This is a genomic window from Cryobacterium sp. TMT4-31 (assembly GCF_004403385.1).
In the GTDB taxonomy this organism is placed as follows: Bacteria; Actinomycetota; Actinomycetes; order Actinomycetales; family Microbacteriaceae; genus Cryobacterium; species Cryobacterium zongtaii.
The window spans coordinates 19862-36960 of sequence record NZ_SOGI01000021.1; the positions used below are offsets into that span (position 1 = coordinate 19862).

Annotated in this window: 17 protein-coding genes; 8 read left to right on the forward strand and 9 right to left on the reverse strand. The window is 68.4% G+C overall.

Annotated features, from left to right (window positions below):
• The first annotated feature begins 20 nt into the window (after window positions 1-20).
• Complete coding sequence (locus E3T19_RS04900; protein ID WP_103479711.1) at window positions 21-923, forward strand: LysR family transcriptional regulator; 903 nt, start codon at window positions 21-23, stop codon at window positions 921-923.
• Here the strand turns inward: E3T19_RS04900 and E3T19_RS04905 are convergent.
• The 3 genes from E3T19_RS04905 to E3T19_RS04915 form a co-directional block, all read right to left on the reverse strand.
• Complete coding sequence (locus E3T19_RS04905; RefSeq protein WP_241980022.1) at window positions 913-1746, reverse strand: Pr6Pr family membrane protein; 834 nt, start codon at window positions 1744-1746, stop codon at window positions 913-915. The two genes, E3T19_RS04900 and E3T19_RS04905, sit on opposite strands and share 11 nt — an antisense overlap.
• 21 nt (window positions 1747-1767) lie before the next feature.
• Entirely contained in the window at window positions 1768-2175 is a 408-nt protein-coding gene (locus tag E3T19_RS04910; protein WP_134408239.1) for a RidA family protein, read from the reverse strand.
• A 154-nt stretch (window positions 2176-2329) separates the two neighbouring features.
• The gene (locus tag E3T19_RS04915; RefSeq protein WP_088457900.1) at window positions 2330-3067 is read right to left on the reverse strand and encodes a 1-acyl-sn-glycerol-3-phosphate acyltransferase; all 738 of its coding nucleotides are present in this window, start codon (window positions 3065-3067) and stop codon (window positions 2330-2332) included.
• A gap of 160 nt (window positions 3068-3227) precedes the next feature.
• Here E3T19_RS04915 and E3T19_RS04920 point away from each other — a divergent pair, with 160 nt between their 5' ends.
• On the forward strand, window positions 3228-4316 hold the full coding sequence (locus E3T19_RS04920) for a 1-deoxy-D-xylulose-5-phosphate reductoisomerase (protein ID WP_088455491.1): 1089 nt from the start codon (window positions 3228-3230) through the stop codon (window positions 4314-4316).
• A gap of 7 nt (window positions 4317-4323) precedes the next feature.
• On the opposite strand, the gene E3T19_RS04925 is transcribed toward E3T19_RS04920, so the two are convergent.
• The 5 genes from E3T19_RS04925 to E3T19_RS04945 form a co-directional block, all read right to left on the reverse strand.
• Window positions 4324-5238, reverse strand: a complete 915-nt coding sequence (locus E3T19_RS04925; protein ID WP_088455492.1) for an NAD-dependent epimerase/dehydratase family protein — start codon at window positions 5236-5238, stop codon at window positions 4324-4326.
• Window positions 5239-5300: 62 nt separating this feature from the next.
• Window positions 5301-5921 (reverse strand): hypothetical protein, encoded by a 621-nt coding sequence (locus E3T19_RS18875; protein WP_166788795.1) that lies wholly within the window; start codon window positions 5919-5921, stop codon window positions 5301-5303.
• The gene (locus tag E3T19_RS04935; protein ID WP_255416775.1) at window positions 5918-7117 is read right to left on the reverse strand and encodes a serine/threonine-protein kinase; all 1200 of its coding nucleotides are present in this window, start codon (window positions 7115-7117) and stop codon (window positions 5918-5920) included. The genes E3T19_RS18875 and E3T19_RS04935 overlap by 4 nt, the downstream gene beginning before the upstream one ends.
• Window positions 7118-7235: 118 nt before the next feature.
• Window positions 7236-7802 (reverse strand): hypothetical protein, encoded by a 567-nt coding sequence (locus E3T19_RS04940; protein WP_134408240.1) that lies wholly within the window; start codon window positions 7800-7802, stop codon window positions 7236-7238.
• The gene (locus tag E3T19_RS04945) at window positions 7799-9196 is read right to left on the reverse strand and encodes a serine/threonine-protein kinase (RefSeq protein ID WP_241980023.1); all 1398 of its coding nucleotides are present in this window, start codon (window positions 9194-9196) and stop codon (window positions 7799-7801) included. The genes E3T19_RS04940 and E3T19_RS04945 overlap by 4 nt, the downstream gene beginning before the upstream one ends.
• 69 nt (window positions 9197-9265) lie before the next feature.
• Here E3T19_RS04945 and E3T19_RS04950 point away from each other — a divergent pair, with 69 nt between their 5' ends.
• The 3 genes from E3T19_RS04950 (at window position 9266) to E3T19_RS04960 (ending at window position 13811) form a co-directional block, all read left to right on the forward strand.
• Window positions 9266-10642, forward strand: a complete 1377-nt coding sequence (locus E3T19_RS04950; RefSeq protein ID WP_198414985.1) for an RIP metalloprotease — start codon at window positions 9266-9268, stop codon at window positions 10640-10642.
• Between the two features lie 72 nt (window positions 10643-10714).
• On the forward strand, window positions 10715-11875 hold the full coding sequence (gene ispG / locus E3T19_RS04955) for a flavodoxin-dependent (E)-4-hydroxy-3-methylbut-2-enyl-diphosphate synthase (protein WP_088455497.1): 1161 nt from the start codon (window positions 10715-10717) through the stop codon (window positions 11873-11875).
• A gap of 166 nt (window positions 11876-12041) precedes the next feature.
• The gene (locus E3T19_RS04960) at window positions 12042-13811 is read left to right on the forward strand and encodes a proline--tRNA ligase (RefSeq protein ID WP_134408244.1); all 1770 of its coding nucleotides are present in this window, start codon (window positions 12042-12044) and stop codon (window positions 13809-13811) included.
• Between the two features lie 80 nt (window positions 13812-13891).
• On the opposite strand, the gene E3T19_RS04965 is transcribed toward E3T19_RS04960, so the two are convergent.
• Window positions 13892-14725 (reverse strand): DUF1206 domain-containing protein, encoded by an 834-nt coding sequence (locus E3T19_RS04965; protein WP_088455499.1) that lies wholly within the window; start codon window positions 14723-14725, stop codon window positions 13892-13894.
• Window positions 14726-14889: 164 nt separating this feature from the next.
• On the opposite strand from E3T19_RS04965, the gene nusA reads away from it, so the two are divergent.
• From nusA to E3T19_RS04980, 3 genes are all read left to right on the forward strand, one after another.
• Window positions 14890-15900: a transcription termination factor NusA gene (gene nusA / locus E3T19_RS04970; protein WP_088455500.1), complete on the forward strand. Its 1011-nt coding sequence runs from the start codon at window positions 14890-14892 to the stop codon at window positions 15898-15900.
• A gap of 8 nt (window positions 15901-15908) precedes the next feature.
• Window positions 15909-16166: a YlxR family protein gene (locus E3T19_RS04975; RefSeq protein WP_088455501.1), complete on the forward strand. Its 258-nt coding sequence runs from the start codon at window positions 15909-15911 to the stop codon at window positions 16164-16166.
• Between the two features lie 76 nt (window positions 16167-16242).
• A partial coding sequence (locus tag E3T19_RS04980) for a translation initiation factor IF-2 N-terminal domain-containing protein (protein ID WP_174776702.1) occupies window positions 16243-17099 on the forward strand: 857 nt, incomplete at its 3' end.

Genomic DNA, 17099 nt, shown 5'->3' on the forward strand with positions numbered 1-17099 from the left:
GAATGCTTTAGTTTGAACTTATGGAACTGGGTCAGCTTCGCGCACTAAGAGAGCTGGGCGACAGGGGCAGCATCGCCGCCGTCGCCGCCGCGCTGTACGTCACGCCGTCGTCGGTATCACAACAGATCAGCGCCTTGCAACGCCACTCTGCCGCCCCGCTGACGTTCAGGGACGGGCGGCGGACCGCGCTTACCGACGCCGGGCGCGCGCTGGCCCTGGCGGCGATCGACGTGGAAGTCGCGCTCGAGCGCGCCCGACAGGCGGTGGAGCTGTTCCAAGACGATCCGTTGGGCACCGTTTCAGTGGTGGCGTTCCACAGCGCGGGCCTGGCGATTTTCGGTCCGCTGGTAGCCGCGTGCGCGAGTCCGGAGCTGCCTGATGTCCGGCTGAGCGATTTCGACGTGGCTCAGGAAGAATTCCCCCTTCTCACCGCCGATCATGATCTGGTCCTCGCACACCGGCTGGTCGGCAGCCCGTCGTGGCCGGGGTCGGTGCGGGTGGAACCGATTCTGTTCGAGCCCCTGGATATCGCTGTCCGACGCGATCACCCACTCGCGGTGAAGGCTGCGATCGAACCGGCGGATCTTCTCGACGAGGCGTGGGTCGCCGTGCACGAAGGCTTCCCGCTCAAGCAGGCTCTCTCCGTGATAGCGGGAATCGGCGGGAGCGAGGCGCGCATCCTGCACCGGATCAACGAGTTCTCCGTTGCTGCTTCGGTTGTCGAAGCGAGCGGGTGCGTCGCCCTGATGCCCCGGTATACGACCGACTTGCGTGAGCATCCGGGGGTGGTCCTTCGTCCGCTCGCTCACCCCGGCCTGGGGCGGCACATCGACTGCCTGGCTCGACCGGAGACTCTGGAGCGGGCCAACGCGAAGGCAGTCCTGTCACAGATCCGGATCATTGCCGGAACTCTTATTCGGTGACCGCCGCGCTGAAGGACGTTGCGCCGATGGTTGATCTCGGTGCCATGGGAACGACCGGAATCGGGTCCGCGGAGTGGATCAGTGCCGTGCAAGAGCTGTCGGATGCGTGCGCCGCGTCGGGTGACGAGATGGCCATGGAGATGTACACCGGCGGATGATCCGAGCCCGGCGATCGTGAGCGTTGGCGAAAAGGAGCGCTCAACGCGCGGTGCGGCGATAGTTCCGCGGCTCGGACGTTGAGGCCGGGTGATCGGCTGGCAGCCCAGACGAGTGCGCCCGCGGCGATGATCGCCGCGAGCAGCCCGACGATGTGCACGATGAGCGAGGCGATCCCGCGTTCGGGAAGCAGGAACCCGTAGGGAACCCAACCGTCGGTCACGCCGCGAATCAGGACCGTGGTCAGCCACAGGACCGGGTAGGGGAGCAGCATCCAGAGCCGTCGCCAGGGCAAGCGTGGACGGTCGCCGACGAGCAGCCAGTCGAGTGCGACGAGGAGAGGGAAGACGAGGTGGAGGAGGGCGCTCACCCACGGCGGTGCCGACCCTGTTCCCGGGACGAGGAGGTTGTAGATCACGGCGACCACAAGCAAGTACGCCGTAATGATTCCTCGCACGAGGGTGAGTGCCGGAGGAACGCTTCGGCCGAGGACGACCAGCACCCCGGTAGCGATCAGGATGAGGCTGGCGAGCAGACTCGTCTGATTGGTGAAGTAGCCGAAGTAGTCGAATGGGTTGCCGTCGCCGAGGGCAATGCGGACGGCGTAGAAGTAAGCGAGAACCGTCGCGATCACCAGGCCGCTGGCTGCACGGCCGAATCCGACCACAACAGCTATCGCGCACATTCGTCAGTCGCTCACGGCCGCGACGGCTTCGATCTCGACGAGCTGATCCGGGTACCCGAGCACGGTCACTCCCATGAGCGTGCTCGGCGCGTCGTGCCGGCCGAATGCCGCACGGACGACCTCCCACGCGGCGACGAGGTCGTTCCGGTTGGACGACGCCACAAGAACCCGGGTGCTCACGACGTTATCGAGCTCGGCTCCCGCCGCCTTCAGCGCGACAACCAGGTTCTCCATCGCTTTGCCGGCCTGCGCTGCGTAATCTCCCACTCCGACCGTGCTGCCATCGCGGTTCAACGGGCACGCACCGGCCAAGAAGATCAGGCGCGCCTCAGCGGGAGCCGTGGCGGCGTAGGCGTACTCTGCAACATCGGACAGGTCGGCTGAGCGGATGAGGGAAACCGTGTGAGACATGCCCTCAACGTATCGAAGACGCATCCGGGCACGGGCCCGCGCGCCACGAAGTTAGGAATCCGGAAGTCTAATAGGACGAAAAACCGGATATCTGCCTTTTTTGCGCACTTCGTCCTGGTATTCGTGCGTCACACCATGGGGACGCCCGGTGCGGCTAGCGCAGTTCGCGCCACCAGATGGCGCGCTTGACGCGCTGCACCACGGTCGTCGGCGGTGATTCGTTGTAGCTGTGTGCCAGTTCCTGCCCGGTCAGCTCGTGGATCGCGGCCATGATCTCGTCGGTGGCCTTGCGACGGGCGCGTCCCGAGTCGGCGGTGCCGTGCCCGCTCACGTCGATCGGCTCGCCGAACTTCACGCTGATGCGGCGGATGCGCGGCATCTTCGAACCCACCGGCATGATCTCCTGCGTGCCGATCAGGCCCACCGGCACCACGACGGCCCCCGTGGTGAGCGCCAGCCAGCCCACCCCGGTGCGGCCGCGGTAGAGACGACCGTCCAACGACCGGGTGCCCTCGGGGTAGATGGCGAAGGCGCTGTCGGAGTCGAGGATGTCCTTGCCGGCGTCGAGCGCGTCCTGGGCGGCTTGGCCGGCGCCACGTTCCACGCCGACCGCACCGATCGAGGTGAAGAACTGGCGGGAGACCCAACCCTTGAAGCCGGTGCCGGTGAAGTAGGTGGACTTGGCCAAGAACTGCACGCGCCGCGGTGCGGTGAGCGGGATGACGATGCTGTCGATGAACGACAGGTGGTTGCTGGCCAGGATCACCCGGCCCTCGCGGGGGATGTTCTCCTTACCCGTGATGCGCGGCCGGAAGACCAGGCGCGCGATCGGCGCCATGATGCCGTATCCGAGGAAGTAGACGAACCCGGGCCGCTTGGCCTTGACCGGCATCTCGACGATTTCGTCGGTGGTGGGCACCTGTTCGGCAGGGGCTTCCGGGACGGTTGCGGGTTCGGATGCTGGGTCGTGCTTGGCTCCGGTCACTCAACGACCCTACAGCGCGAGGTAAGTCGCACCGGGCATATATCCGCGGTGCGCCTAGCATGGGGGCGTGCAGCGAATCATCATTCTCGGGTCCACGGGCTCAATCGGAACCCAGGCGCTCGACGTCATCAAAGCCAACCCCACCCGGTTCGAGGTGGTCGGCCTGTCGGCCGGCAGCAACCGAACGTTGTTGGCCGAGCAGGCCGCCGCGTTCAACGTCGACGACACCGCCGTCGGCGCCGCCGAGGCCGAGCAGCTGGTGCGGGATGTCGACGCCGACGTCGTGCTCAACGGCATCACCGGGTCGGTCGGGCTGGGCCCGACCCTCGCCGCGCTCAAGGCCGGCCGCACGCTGGCGCTGGCCAACAAGGAATCCCTCATCGTCGGCGGCGACCTGGTCAAGGCGCTCGCCGCCCCCGGCCAGATCGTGCCGGTCGACTCCGAACACTCCGCCATCGCGCAGGCGCTGCGTTCCGGTACCGCCGACGAGGTGCGCCGGTTGGTGCTCACCGCCTCCGGTGGCCCGTTCCGTGGCCGGTCGCGCGCCGAAATGACCGACGTGACCCCGCGCGAGGCCCTCGCGCACCCCACCTGGGACATGGGACTGGTCATCACCACCAACTCGGCCACCCTGGTGAACAAGGGGCTCGAGATCATCGAGGCGCACCTGCTCTTCGACGTGCCGTACGAGAGCATCGACGTTGTCGTACACCCGCAGTCACTCATCCACTCGATGGTCGAGTTCATCGACGGCTCCACCATCGCGCAGGCATCGCCGCCGAACATGCGCTTGCCGATCTCGTTGGGCCTGGACTGGCCGAACCGGGTGGCCGCGGTCGGTGTGCCGATCGACTGGACCACCCCGCACACCTGGACCTTCGAGCCTCTGGACGACGAGGCGTTCCCCGCTGTGGAGCTGGCCAAGCAGGTCGGCCGCGCCGGCGCCACCTACCCGGCGGTGTTCAACGCCTCCAACGAGCAGGCGGTGCTGGCCTTCCACGCCGGCCGGATCGGCTACCTCGACATCGTCGACACCGTGCAGCGGGTGGTGGAGGCCCACGAGGCGCAGGGCGACCTCACCCTCGAGTCCCTCGCCGACGCCGAACGCTGGGCGCGGGCGCAGGCCGACACCATCATCGACACGATCGCCCGCTGACCGGCTGCTACCGGCGGTAGCTGTCGGCCACGGCGACCAGCGCCGCATCCCACGGCGTGGCCGCCACGCCGAGCACCCGCTCTGTCTCGGCGGAGTCGATCACGTACGGTACCTGGAACTGGTAGCTGGACTTGTACACCTCGCGCATCAACGGGCTGGGAATGCCGAGTGAGCGCAGTATCCAGGTGGGGTAGCCGGCCACGGTGCCGTGGCTGCCATAGCGCGCATTCAGCTGCCCGGCGATGTCGGTGCGGCTGTGGGCGCCGCTCGGCACGTGCCAGAGACGACCCCACGTGCCGGTGTAGTCGGCTGCGGCGATCATCGTTGCGGCGATGTCCGGTACGTAGCTCCAGCTGTGCACCAGATCGGGCCGGCCGACGACTCTGGCCGTCTTAGAGGCCAGGACCGCGCGGAAGAACGCCTGGCCCAAATGCGCGGTCCCGCTCACGCCGGCGCCGAAGTAATCGCTCGCGCGCACCTCCACGGCCCGGATCTCACCCCGCTCGTGCGCATCCCGCACCCGGTGCCAGCCGTCACGGCGAATCAGACCCTTCGATTCGGTCGTGGTCTCGGGGGAATGCTCGGTCATCGGCCCGGCCGGCGACCCGTAGGGGTAGAGGTTGCCCATCACCACCAGGTTGGCGTCCGAGACGGATGCTGCGGCGATCGCCGCTGCGAACACCGGCGGCCACCGGCGCGCCCAATCCGGGTACGGAGGATTGGTGCACAGAAAGATGGTCTGCATCCGCTCGGCCGCGAGGCAGAACGCGACGGGGTCCGACGCGTCGAGCACCCGGGCGATGGCGCCGGGAACTGCGGTGCCGGAGCGGGTGGCGACGGTGACGTCGTCGCCGCGGGCCACGAGCTGGCGGGCCAGTTCTCCGCCGATCCAGCCGGCTCCGACGATGAGGTGCTGGGGCATGGGAACCTCCGAGGAGAGTGGGCCGACGGGGACAGGCTACCGGTCGGATGCCCGGTTCTGCCTCAGCCGGCGCCCTGATCGCCCGTGCCGGGCTCGCCCGGTGTCCCACCGGAGTTGTCGGGCACAACGGGCTCGGTTGTGGGCTCTGGTTCGGGGGTCGGCTCCGGGTCGGGCGTTTCCGGTGGCGGTGTCGGCTCGGCCGTCGGCACGGGTTCTGTCGGCGCCGGGCTGGGACTGCCCGTTGGCTCCGGGGTCGGCACGGGCGGCTGGGTGGCCGGGACCTCCGGCTCGGTGCTGGGCTCCGGCGTTTTGGTGGCAGGAGCCGGGGTGCTGGGAACGGTCGGTGTCGCGGGGGTCGCGGCCGTCAGCGCCGCGATCAGGTCAGCGTCGACGAGGGCGATGGCGGCGTTGATCCTCGCGGCCTGAGCCTCGGTGAGCCTGCCGTCTTCGACTGCAGCGGCCAGCGCGGCCTTCAGCCCGGCCACGGCGGACTGCGCGCCCGCATAGTCGCCGGTCGCGGCGGCTGCCGTCACCGAGAGCACGGCGGCCTGTAGCTGCGCTGTCGTGTCGGCCGGCACACCGGGCGTGCTGCTCGTGCACCCCACCAGGGTGCCCGCGACCACGAGACCGGCCGCCATACCGGCGCGGATGCGGCTGCCCAGCGTGCTTCGGCGGTGGGTCACGGGTCGACGCTCTCTTGCAGTTGCTCGAGGTGGTCCCCGAGCTGACCGTCGACCGCCGGATACGCCGGCGGCTCCGGGGGCGGGTCCGCGCCGGGAACGACGAACAACACGGCCCCCGCGGTGAGCACCGCCACCAGCACTCCGCTGATGACGAGCGACCACCGGCGGGACGTGCGCGACCGGCGTGGCCGACGCGAGGGGGCCGTGGCCGGCGCCGCTCGCGGATGAAGCGTCGAGGTCGGAACGAAAGGTGCCACTTCACGCTGCAGCGTCGTTGGCAGGTCGAGCGGTCGGGTGGCGCTGTCCTCTTCTCGGACCCCCACAGCTGCCGGCTCGGGGCTGACCGAGGAAACCTCGACCGAAGGAGCGTCGACCGAGGGAACCAGGACGCGCAGCAGGCCGGCTGCCTCGGCGGGTCGCAGCCGATCCTCGGCCTCACGCGCCGTCATCCCGGTGAGCACCGCTCGCCACTCTGCGTCGACCCAGTCGGGAATCTCCGGTTGCCGTTGCAGCCGGGCCATGGCCGACTCGACAGCGGTGCCCGGGTAGCTGTGATTTCCGGTGAGGCACTCGAGCAGCACCAACCCCAACGAGTAGACGTCGGCGGCCGGGCCGACCGGCAGGCCGCCGGCCTGTTCCGGGCTGAGGTAGCCGGCCGTGCCCACCACAGCGCCCGTCTCGGTGCGGTGGGCGGCGTCGAACAGCCGGGCGATTCCGAAGTCGGCGAGCTTGGCGCGAACGACCCTGCCCGGAAAATCCGACGGTGCCAGCAGCACGTTCGCGGGCTTGATGTCACGGTGGGTGATGCCCAGTGCGCCCATGCAGTGCAGGGCCTCACAGAGGTCGGCACCCAGCCTCGCCACCTCGCCGGGATCCATCGGGCCCGCCAGCAGGTGACTACGCAAATCCGTGCCGTCGACGAATTCGGTCACGATGAACGACCGCGGGGCGCCGTCGATCACTTCGACTCCAGCGTCATACAGCGTGACGAGGGCGAAATGATTGAGGTGGGCCAGCACCGCCACCTCGTCGCGGTGCCGCGCGGATCCGGCAACGCCGGCGGCATCGAATCGCATCAGCTTCACGGCGACGGAGCGGCCCAGGGCCAGATCAGAGGCCTGGTAGACCACGGCCATCCCACCCGACCCGATCAATGTGTCGAGGCGGTATCGATTCGCGAGCGTGAGTCCGAGCACAGTATCGGTTCGCGTCGGTTCGCGAATCGGCTCGGTTGAAGTAGTCAGGCGGGCCTCCTGATGTCTGTTGGCAGCAATTCTTTGTCAATGCCCGCCGACAGTCAAGGCCGTCCAGCCCCTACTCGCAGTCGTCCTTCTTCTCGCAGGCTCCGGTTCCGGTTTTGTCGGTGCCGGGCTTTTCGGGTGTGGCCGGAGCCGGCGTTACAGAAGGCGTAGGCGTGTCGATGTCCTCGCTGTCGTCGCTGTCCTCCTCGTCGTTCTTTTTGTCCTTGTCTCTGTCCTTCTTGTCGTCGTCGTTGCCCTCGTCAGGCGTGCTGAGAGGCTCTGGCGTCGGCGTCTCCACCGGCACCTCCACTGGGGTGCTCGCAGCGATCGAGGCCGCAAGGTCGGCCCCGACGAGGTCGATGGCAGTCTGGATCTCGGCGGCCCGGGCCGCGGTGACGGCATCTTCGGCCGACGCGGCGGTCAGGGCGGTCTGCACGGTGCCGAGCTCGGTCTGCGCAGTGAGGAAGTCTCCGGCGGCAGCGGCCGAGGTCACCTTGAGGACTCCGTCCTGCAGGTCGGCCGCCGCGGCGGGATCCAGCGCGGCGGTGGTGCCTGCGCAGCCGGTGAGCAGGCTGCCGGCGAGGCCCAGGCCGGCGACGGTCAGGACGAGCCGGGTGCGGATGGTCCGGGTGGCGGTCATGGGTTCACGCTCTCTTGCAGCTGCTGGAGGTGGGTGCCGAGGTCGCCGTCGACCGCGGGATACGTGGGTGCCTCCGGTGCCGGATCGCCCGGTTGCACCAGGAACACCAGCGCGATCACCGCGGCCAGCGCGACGAGCACCCCGATGATCAACGGTCGCCGGCCGACCTTGGGCTGACGACGGGTCGGCCGTTGGCCGGCGGCCGGCACGCTGGCCCCGGCCGGTTGGAACACCGCCGTGCGGTCCAGCGGTGCGGCCGCGTTCAAACGCTCGGTCTTCGCGGTGTGCTCCGCCATGCCTGCGGAGGGGAGCACCCGGGTGGGTTCGTCGCCGGTGGCCGCGGGCAGCCTCTCGGTGGCGGTCAGCGGTGCGGTCTGCAGGGGCGCCGCATTCATGGGTGCAGCGCCGGCCGCCATCAGCTCGGTTGAGTTGTCTGCCGATGCCGGGATTGCCGCGAGGGAGGACTCAGTCGACCCGGCCGGAACGAGTTCGCGCAGGCGCACCGCGGCATCCGCCGAGGTGAGACGGTCGGCCGGCTCGCGGGCGGTCATGCCGGCGAGCACGGCGCACCACTCGGCGCCGAGCTCCGCGGGGAGCTCCGGCTGGCGCTGCAGCCTGGCCATGGCCGATTCGATCGCTGTGCCCGGGTAGCTGCGGGTGGCGGTGAGGCTTTCGAGCAGAACCAGGCCGAGCGAGTACACGTCGCTGGGCGGCCCGATCGGCTGGCCCAGCGCCTGCTCCGGACTGAGGTAGCCGGCGGTGCCGAGCACCGAGCCGGTTCGGGTGAGGTGAGTGGCGTCGAAAAGCCGGGCGATGCCGAAATCGGCCAGCTTGGCGTGCGAAACTCGGCCGGGAAAATCCGACGGGGCCAGCAGCACGTTGGCGGGCTTGATGTCGCGGTGGATGATGCCCTTCGCGTGCACGTAGTGCAGCGCCTCGGCCAGGTCGGCGCCCATCCGGGCCACCTCGGCGGGGGCCACAGCACCCTGGTTGATGCGGCTGCGCAGGTCGGAACCATCGACGTATTCCATCACGATGAACGACCGGGTCACGCCGTCGACGTGTTCGGTGCCGGCATCGAACAGGGTCACCAGTGCGAAGTGGTTGAGGCTGGCGAGCACCATGACCTCGCCGCTCTGCCGCTGCGGGCCCGAATCGTCGGCGGTGTCCATCCTGAACAGCTTGAGCGCGACAGTGCGCCCCAGCGCCAGGTCGGCGGCTTCGTAAACGGTGGCCATGCCGCCGGTGCCGATCAGCCTGACCAGACGAAACCTGTCGGCGAGGACCAGCCCGATCAGGCTGTCTGACCGCGACGGATCACGAAGCGGTTCGGTCGGTGCAGACAGGGGGAGCCTCCGGGGCGGTGAATCGGGATGCTGGCGGGTGGGTGGCAAATCTTGCGGATAGCCTGCTGCCGGTCAACGGCCAGCCGACTTGCAGCAAGAGAAGGCTAATCTACCGATGTGGAAACCGTGCTGTTATATATCTTGGGCGTAGCCGTGGTCGTCGTGGGCCTTGCGCTGTCCATCGGCCTGCACGAGATCGGCCACCTGGTGCCGGCCAAGCTGTTCGGGGTCAAGGTCACCCAGTACATGATCGGCTTCGGGCCCACTCTGTGGTCCAAGCGTAAGGGCGAGACCGAGTACGGCGTCAAGGCGCTTCCCCTCGGCGGTTATATCTCGATGATCGGCATGTTCCCGCCCTCGAAGGACGGTGCCGCCCGACCCAACAGCACCGGTTTCTTCAACCAGCTGGTGCAGGAGGGTGAACCCGCCAAGAAGCCCGGCGCCTTGAGCACCATGGTCGACGACGCCCGTCAGGCCAGCGCGGAGACCATCGGTGAGGGCGAAGACCACCGCGCGTTCTACAAACTGCCGGTTTTCAAGCGCATCATCATCATGCTCGGCGGGCCCACCATGAACCTGCTCATCGCGGTGGTGCTCTTCGCCGTGCTGCTCATGGGCTTCGGCACCACCCAGTCCAGCACCACCGTCGGCAGTGTCAGCGCGTGCGTGCTGCCCGCCACCAGCGACCGGCAGACCTGCGCGGAGGGCGACGAGGTCGCACCCGGCGCCGCCGCCGGCCTCAAGCCCGGCGACCGCCTGGTGAGCATCGACGGCACCGCGATCACCAGCTGGGACCAGTCCACCGAGATCATCCGCGCGTCATCGGGCACGCCCCTGCAGGTGATCGTCGACCGCGACGGTGCCGAGCAGACCCTGGTCATCACCCCGAAACTCACCGAACGCTACGTGACGGATGACGCCAATCAGATCGTCACCGACGCCAACGGCGACCCGCAGACCATTGATGTCGGCTTCGTCGGCATCGGCCCGGCCGGTGAACTCGTGCAGCAGCCCATCACGGCGGTGCTGCCCGCGGTCGGCGAGAACATCTCCGGTGTGTTCCACATGATCCTGAACCTGCCCCAGCGTCTGATCGACGTGGCCAACGCCGCGTTCGGGCCGGGGGAGCGGGACCCGAACGGCCCGATCAGCGTGGTGGGCGTCGGCCGGGTCGCCGGCGAGATCGCCAGCATCGACACCATCCCGTTCAACAGCAAGGCCGCGAGCCTGATCGGCCTGCTCGCCTCGCTCAACATCGCCCTGTTCGTCTTCAACCTGGTTCCGCTGATGCCGCTGGACGGCGGCCACGTCGCCGGAGCCCTGTGGGAAGGCATCCGCCGGTGGTTCGCCAAGCTGTTCAAACGCCGCGACCCGGGCCCCGTCGACACGGCCAAGCTGATGCCGCTGACCTTCGCCGTCGTGGTCGTGCTCGGCGGCATGAGCCTGCTGCTCATCTACGCCGACATCGTCAAGCCGATCAACCTGTTCGGCTGAGCCCACGCCACACCATCGGGGCGTTCGGGAAGGGTTCAGCTTCACGGGATCGCGCACGCGTAAGCTACATTCGTGGCCGCTATAAACCTGGGTACGCCCAAAGTCCCCGTAACTCTCGCTCCCCGACGTAAGTCCCGCCAGATCAAGGTCGGCAAGGTCCTCGTCGGCGGCGATGCGCAAGTCAGCGTGCAGTCGATGACCACGACTCCGACGACGAACATCAACGCGACCCTGCAGCAGATCGCCGAGCTCACCGCCTCCGGCTGTGACATCGTGCGCGTCGCCGTGCCGAGCCGCGACGACGCCGAGGCGCTGCCGATCATCGCCAAGAAGAGCCAGATCCCGGTGATCGCCGACATTCACTTCCAGCCGAGCTACGTGTACGCGGCCATCGACGCAGGCTGCGCGGCCGTGCGGGTGAACCCCGGCAACATCCGCAAGTTCGACGACCAGGTCGCCAAGATCGCCGCCGCTGCCAAGGCCGCGGACGTCTCCATCCGCATCGGCGTCAACGCCGGCTCGCTCGAGCCCAGCATCCTGCAGAAGTACGGCAAGGCCACCGCGGAGGCTCTCGTGGAGAGCGCCGTGTGGGAGGCCAGCCTGTTCGAGGAGCACGACTTCCACGACTTCAAGATCTCGGTCAAGCACAACGACCCTGTGGTCATGGTCAAGGCCTACCGCCTGCTCGCCGAGCGCGGCGACTGGCCGCTGCACCTCGGCGTCACCGAGGCCGGCCCGTCCTTCCAGGGCACCATCAAGAGCGCCACGGCATTCGGCATCCTGCTCGGCGAGGGCATCGGCGACACCATCCGGGTGTCCCTCAGCGCCCCGCCGGCCGAGGAGATCAAGGTGGGCCTGCAGATCCTGCAGTCGCTGAACCTGCGCGAACGCAAGCTCGAGATCGTCTCCTGCCCCAGCTGTGGTCGGGCTCAGGTGGATGTCTACAAGCTCGCCAACGACGTCACTGACGGCCTCGAGGGTATGACGGTGCCGCTGCGTGTGGCCGTGATGGGCTGCGTCGTGAACGGCCCCGGTGAGGCGCGCGACGCCGACCTCGGCGTGGCATCCGGAAACGGCAAGGGCCAGATCTTCGTGCGCGGCGAGGTCATCAAGACCGTGCCGGAGTCCGAGATCGTGCAGACCCTGATCGAGGAGGCCAACCGGATGGCCGCCGAGATGCCGCCCAGCGAAGACTCCCTCGGCGCCCCCGTGGTGACCGTCGGCTCCCGCTAGCCGCACCCGACCCAACCGCGCGCGCCGCAACTGTTGCCGAAGCGGACAATTGCGTCCGGCGTACCGGGTGCAGTTGTCCGCTCGGGCAACAGTTGCCCGTTTTCGAGGACGGCCCGCGCCGACGGGTGGCCTGCTCGCGCCGTAAAGTAGGTGCGTGCCTATTCGTATGTCGAACTACTTCCTCCGAACCCTTCGCGAAGACCCCTCTGATGCCGAGGTCACCAGCCACCGCCTGCTTGTGCGGGCCGGCTACATCCGTCGTCAGGCGCCGGGCATTTTCGCCTGGCTGCCGCTGGGCCTGAAGGTCAAGGCGAAGATCGAGACCATCATCCGCGAGGAGATGGCCGCCGCCGGGGCCTTCGAGGTGCACTTCCCGGCCCTGTTGCCGCGCGAACCCTACGAGATCACCGGCCGCTGGGACGAGTACGGCGACGGCCTGTTCCGCCTGCAGGACCGCAAGGGCAGCGACCTGCTGCTGGCCCCCACCCACGAAGAGGTCTTCACCCTGATGGTGAAGGACCTCTACAACAGCTACAAGGACCTGCCCCTGTCGATCTTCCAGATCCAGGACAAGTACCGCGATGAGGCCCGCTCCCGCGGTGGCCTGCTGCGCGGCCGCGAGTTCACCATGAAGGACGCCTACTCCTTCGACCACACCGACGCCGGCCTCGAGACCAGCTACCAGGCTCAGCGCGACGCCTACGAGCGCATCTTCACCCGCCTCGGCCTCGAATACGTCGTGGTGCAGGCAGATGCCGGCGCGATGGGCGGTTCCAAGAGCGAAGAGTTCCTGCACCCCACCCCGGTGGGTGAAGACACCTTCGTGCGCTCGGTCGGCGGTTACGCGGCCAACGTCGAGGCGTTCCGCACCCTGGCACCCGAGCCGATCGACTTCGCCGGCTTCCCCGCCGCGCAGGTGCACGACACCCCGGACACCCCCACCATCCAGACCCTCGTCGATTCGGCCAACGCCAACCAGCCGCGCCCGGATGGCCGCGACTGGACCGCCGCGGACACCCTCAAGAACGTTGTGCTCGCCCTCGTGCAGCCCGATGGCAGCCGCGAGATCGTGGTCATCGGCCTGCCCGGCGACCGTGAGGTCGACCTCAAGCGCGTGGAGGTGGCCTTCGCCCCCGCCGAGGTCGAGGCCGCCAACGACGGCGACTTCGCCAAGCTCGACAAGATCCCCGGCCGCCCCGGCCTGGTCAAGGGCTACATCGGCCCGTGGACTGCCGCCGGCGCGATGCTGGGCGCTGAATCGGCCACCGGCATCCGCTACCTCGTCGACCCGCGCATCGTCGACGGCACCGAGTGGATCACCGGCGCCAACGAGGCCGGCCGCCACGTATTCGGCCTCGTCGCCGGCCGTGACTTCATCGCGGACGGCACCGTCGAGGCCGCGGACGTGCGCGCCGGCGACCCGGCCCCCGACGGCTCCGGCCCGGTGGAGTTGGCCCGCGGCATGGAGATCGGCCACGTGTTCCAGCTCGGCCGCAAGTACGCCGAGTCGCTGGGGCTCAAGGTGCTCGACGAGAACGGCAAGCTCGTCACCGTCACGATGGGTTCATACGGCATCGGCGTCACCCGCGCCCTCGCCGTGATCGCCGAACTCAACAACGACGCGAAGGGCCTGATCTGGCCCGAGGCGGTGGCACCGTTCGACGTGCACGTGATCGCCACCGGCCGCGACGAGATCGTCTTCGAGACCAGCGAGGCCGTGACCGCCATGGTCGAAGCATCCGGTCGCGACGTGCTCTACGACGACCGCCGCAAGGTGTCGCCCGGGGTCAAGTTCGGCGATGCCGAGCTGATCGGCATCCCCACCATCGTGATCGTGGGCCGCGGCGCGGCCGACGGCATCGTGGAGCTGTGGGACCGCCGCTCGGGCGAGCGCACCCAGGTGGCCGTTACGGAGCTGGCCGCCCACTTCGCCTAACCCGCAATCGCGAAAGCGGTCATCCGGTTGCCTCAGCGACGCTGAAGCAACCGGATGACCGCTTTCGCGCGCCGGTGTGGTTAGAGTCGGGCGAAGCGGGCCCTGAAGAAGCAGTAGATGCCGTATGCGATCAGGCCCAGGCCGACCAGCACCAGGATGGCCACCCCGAACGGCAGGGCGGCGAGCGAGCGCAGCGCCCCGTCCAGGCCGGTCGACTGGCTCGGGTCGACCGTGAAGCCTGCCACGATCACCAGGATGCCCACAACACCCACGGCGATGCCCTTGGCGATGTACCCGGCCACGCCGAGGCCCACCGTCACAGTGCCCAGGGTGCCGGCGGGCACGGCGAGGTCCTCGGTGAACTTCTTCGCAACACCCTTGTAGACGAAGTATCCGCCGATCACCAGAATCGCGAGCCCGGCGATCATGAGCAGCACCGGCCCGCCGGGCAGGGCGAGCACGGATGCGCTGGCCGACGCCGTGCTCCCCGATGAGTCCGCCGACCCCGTCAGTGCCACGGTCAGGGCCGTGCCGGCCACGAACAGGTACGCCACACCCTTGCCGATCTCCTTGAGCCGGTGCGCCCAGACCTTCTTCGGATCGGTGCCCGGCACCAGGAAAGCCTGCAGAACCTGCCAGAGGCCCAGCGCCGTCAGGCCGACGACGATGATCCAGATGACGAAGACGCCGCCGGGGGACTGGGCGAGCTGGCCCAGGGCGCCGGACTGATCGGCGCTCTCACCGCCGGCACCGACAGCCAGCCCGATCGCGATGGCGCCGATCAGGCCATGCAGCAGGCCGTTGACCGCATAGCCGGCCTTGGCCAGGGTCTTCAGGTGCGGGTTGTTACCGGCGCTCTGCGCGGCATGACCGGCCGAATTGGCGGCGGACTCTGCATTGGATCGAGTAATCATCGGGATAGCGTAACCGCGCAGGCTGCTGCGCGCACCAGAGCGCCTCGGTGAGTCCTTGCGGGTACCACCCGGGCGGGTGACGGGCGCGCTGGGATTCCGGTACCGTAGGGAGAAGCCCGCTGCGCGGTTTCGCGGCGGCAAGATCTGAATAGAGGAGGCCGGCCATGGACATCGACCTCAGCGTGTTGCGGCTGATGGAGCGCGAGAAAGAGATTCCCTTCGAGGAACTCGTGCAGATCATCGAGCAAGCAATTCTGACGGCCTACCTCAAGCACACCCACCAGGGTGAGCCGCTGAAGCAGGCTGCAGAAGAAGAACCCGGAGCTCGCGTCGTACTCGACCGCAAGTCCGGTCACGTCGACATTTACATTCCTGAGCACGACGAAGAGGGCAACATCATCGGCGAGGCCGTTGACAACCCCGACGACTTCGGTCGCATTGCCGCATTCGCGGCCAAGCAGGTCATCAATCAGCGTCTGCGCGACATCGCGGATGACGCGGTGCTCGGCGAATTCAAGGGCCGCGAAGGCGAGATCGTCGCCGGCGTGATCCAGCAGGGCCCCAACCCCCGCATGATCCACGTCGACCTCGGCACCATCGAGGCGATCCTTCCCCCCGAGGAGCAGGTGCCCGGCGAAAGCTACGTGCACGGTTCGCGCATCCGGGTGTATGTCACGGCCGTCGGCCGCGGCATGAAGGGCCCGCAGATCACCGTCTCGCGCACCCACCCGTCGCTCGTGCGTCGGCTGTTCGCGCTGGAGGTCCCCGAGATCGCCAGCGGTGTCGTGGAGATCGTGTCGCTGGCCCGCGAAGCCGGCCACCGTACCAAGATCGCCGTGCGCGCCACCGAGCCCGGTGTCAACGCCAAGGGTGCCTGCATCGGCGAGCTCGGCCAGCGCGTGCGCGCGGTGACGTCGGAGCTCAACAACGAGAAGATCGACATAGTCGACTACTCGCCGGACCTGGCCACCTTCGTGGCCAGCGCGCTGTCGCCCGCCAAGGTCACCAGCGCTTACGTCATCGACGAGTCGATCAAAGCAGTTCGGGCCCTCGTGCCCGACTACCAGCTGTCGCTCGCGATCGGCAAGGAGGGTCAGAACGCCCGCCTCGCCGCCAAACTGACCGGCGCAAAAATCGACATCCAGCCGGACAGCATTCTGGAGGACGACGAATAGGGGGTACGATGGATCCCGTTAGAACGTGCATTGGATGCCGTTCCCGCGCCTCACGCTCCTCACTTCTGAGGATCGTCGCCCAGAATTCGGACCTGGTGGTTGATGAAACCGCCACCCTCCCTGGGCGAGGCGCGTGGATTCATCCCACCATCGCGTGCTTCCAGGAGGCCGTGAGGCGGCGCGCTTTCGGGCGTGCTCTTCGAGTGACCAGCCCCCTGGACGCAAAACAACTAGAGAACAGGCTGACTTGGCTAATGGATAACTAATGAGCGGCTCGAAATGAGAACCGTCCGTTACTAACGGTCTGCCCCTTTCCGGGTGCAGGCCCGGAACAGGAGAATTGTGGCTGCGAAACCACGCGTACACGAGATCGCAACTGAACTCGGTGTCGACAGCAAGGTAGCCCTTGCGAAATTGAAAGAGATGGGCGAGTTCGTCAAGGGACCGTCTTCCAGCGTTGAACCCCCCGTTGCCCGCCGTCTGCGTGCAGCACTCGAGGCCGACGGAGTCGCCACCGGCGGCGCCGCTGCCACCCCGGCGGCCCCTGCCGCCGCCGCGAAGCCCGCGTCGACCACCACGGCCAAGCCCGGTGGCGCACGTCCGTCCCCGGCACGTCCCGCCGCACCGGTGCCCGCACCCGTCGTCGAGGCTCCTGCAGTGGATGCACCGCCGATGCCCGCCGCGCCGCTCACCGTAGCGGAGCGTCAGGCCGCAGCGACCGAGAAGGCCGCCGCTGCCGAAAAGGCTGCAGCGACCGAGAAGGCCGCCGCCGAGTCCGGCACCGCCGCGACCGAGAAGACGACCACCGAGGCAGCCACACCGGCCGCCAAGGCTGACGGCGACGCGGCTCCGACCGCCAAGCCCGGCGGCAGCGTCCCGCGTCCGGGAGCCCGTCCGGGCAACAACCCGTTCGCCAGCAACCAGGGCATGGGCAAGACTCCCACCCCGCGTCCGGGCAACAACCCGTTCGCGAGCGCGCAGGGCATGGGACAGCGTCCGCCGTCCACGTCCTCGCCCAGCAACATCCCCCGCCCCGCCGCACCCCGTCCCGGCGCCCCGCGTCCGGGCGGACCCGGCCAGGCACCCCGCCCGACCGGCTTCGGCCAGCGTCCGGGTGGCTTCCAGCGTCCCGGTGGCGCTCCGGGCGGCGCCGGTGGCGCACGCCCCGGCTTCACCCGCCCCGGCGCACCTGCCGGTGC

Excerpts from the sequence above, each read along its gene's own strand:
- E3T19_RS04900 (WP_103479711.1), top strand. The coding sequence starts at position 21 with ATGGAACTGGGTCAGCTTCGCGCACTAAGAGAGCTGGGCGACAGGGGC.
- E3T19_RS04915 (WP_088457900.1), bottom strand. The coding sequence starts at position 3,067 with ATGCCGGTCAAGGCCAAGCGGCCCGGGTTCGTCTACTTCCTCGGATAC.
- nusA (WP_088455500.1), top strand. The coding sequence starts at position 14,890 with ATGGACATCGACCTCAGCGTGTTGCGGCTGATGGAGCGCGAGAAAGAG.
- E3T19_RS04910 (WP_134408239.1), bottom strand. The coding sequence starts at position 2,175 with ATGTCTCACACGGTTTCCCTCATCCGCTCAGCCGACCTGTCCGATGTT.
- E3T19_RS04960 (WP_134408244.1), top strand. The coding sequence starts at position 12,042 with ATGTCGAACTACTTCCTCCGAACCCTTCGCGAAGACCCCTCTGATGCC.
- E3T19_RS04940 (WP_134408240.1), bottom strand. The coding sequence starts at position 7,802 with ATGACCGCCACCCGGACCATCCGCACCCGGCTCGTCCTGACCGTCGCC.
- E3T19_RS04925 (WP_088455492.1), bottom strand. The coding sequence starts at position 5,238 with ATGCCCCAGCACCTCATCGTCGGAGCCGGCTGGATCGGCGGAGAACTG.
- E3T19_RS04975 (WP_088455501.1), top strand. The coding sequence starts at position 15,909 with ATGGATCCCGTTAGAACGTGCATTGGATGCCGTTCCCGCGCCTCACGC.
- E3T19_RS04965 (WP_088455499.1), bottom strand. The coding sequence starts at position 14,725 with ATGATTACTCGATCCAATGCAGAGTCCGCCGCCAATTCGGCCGGTCAT.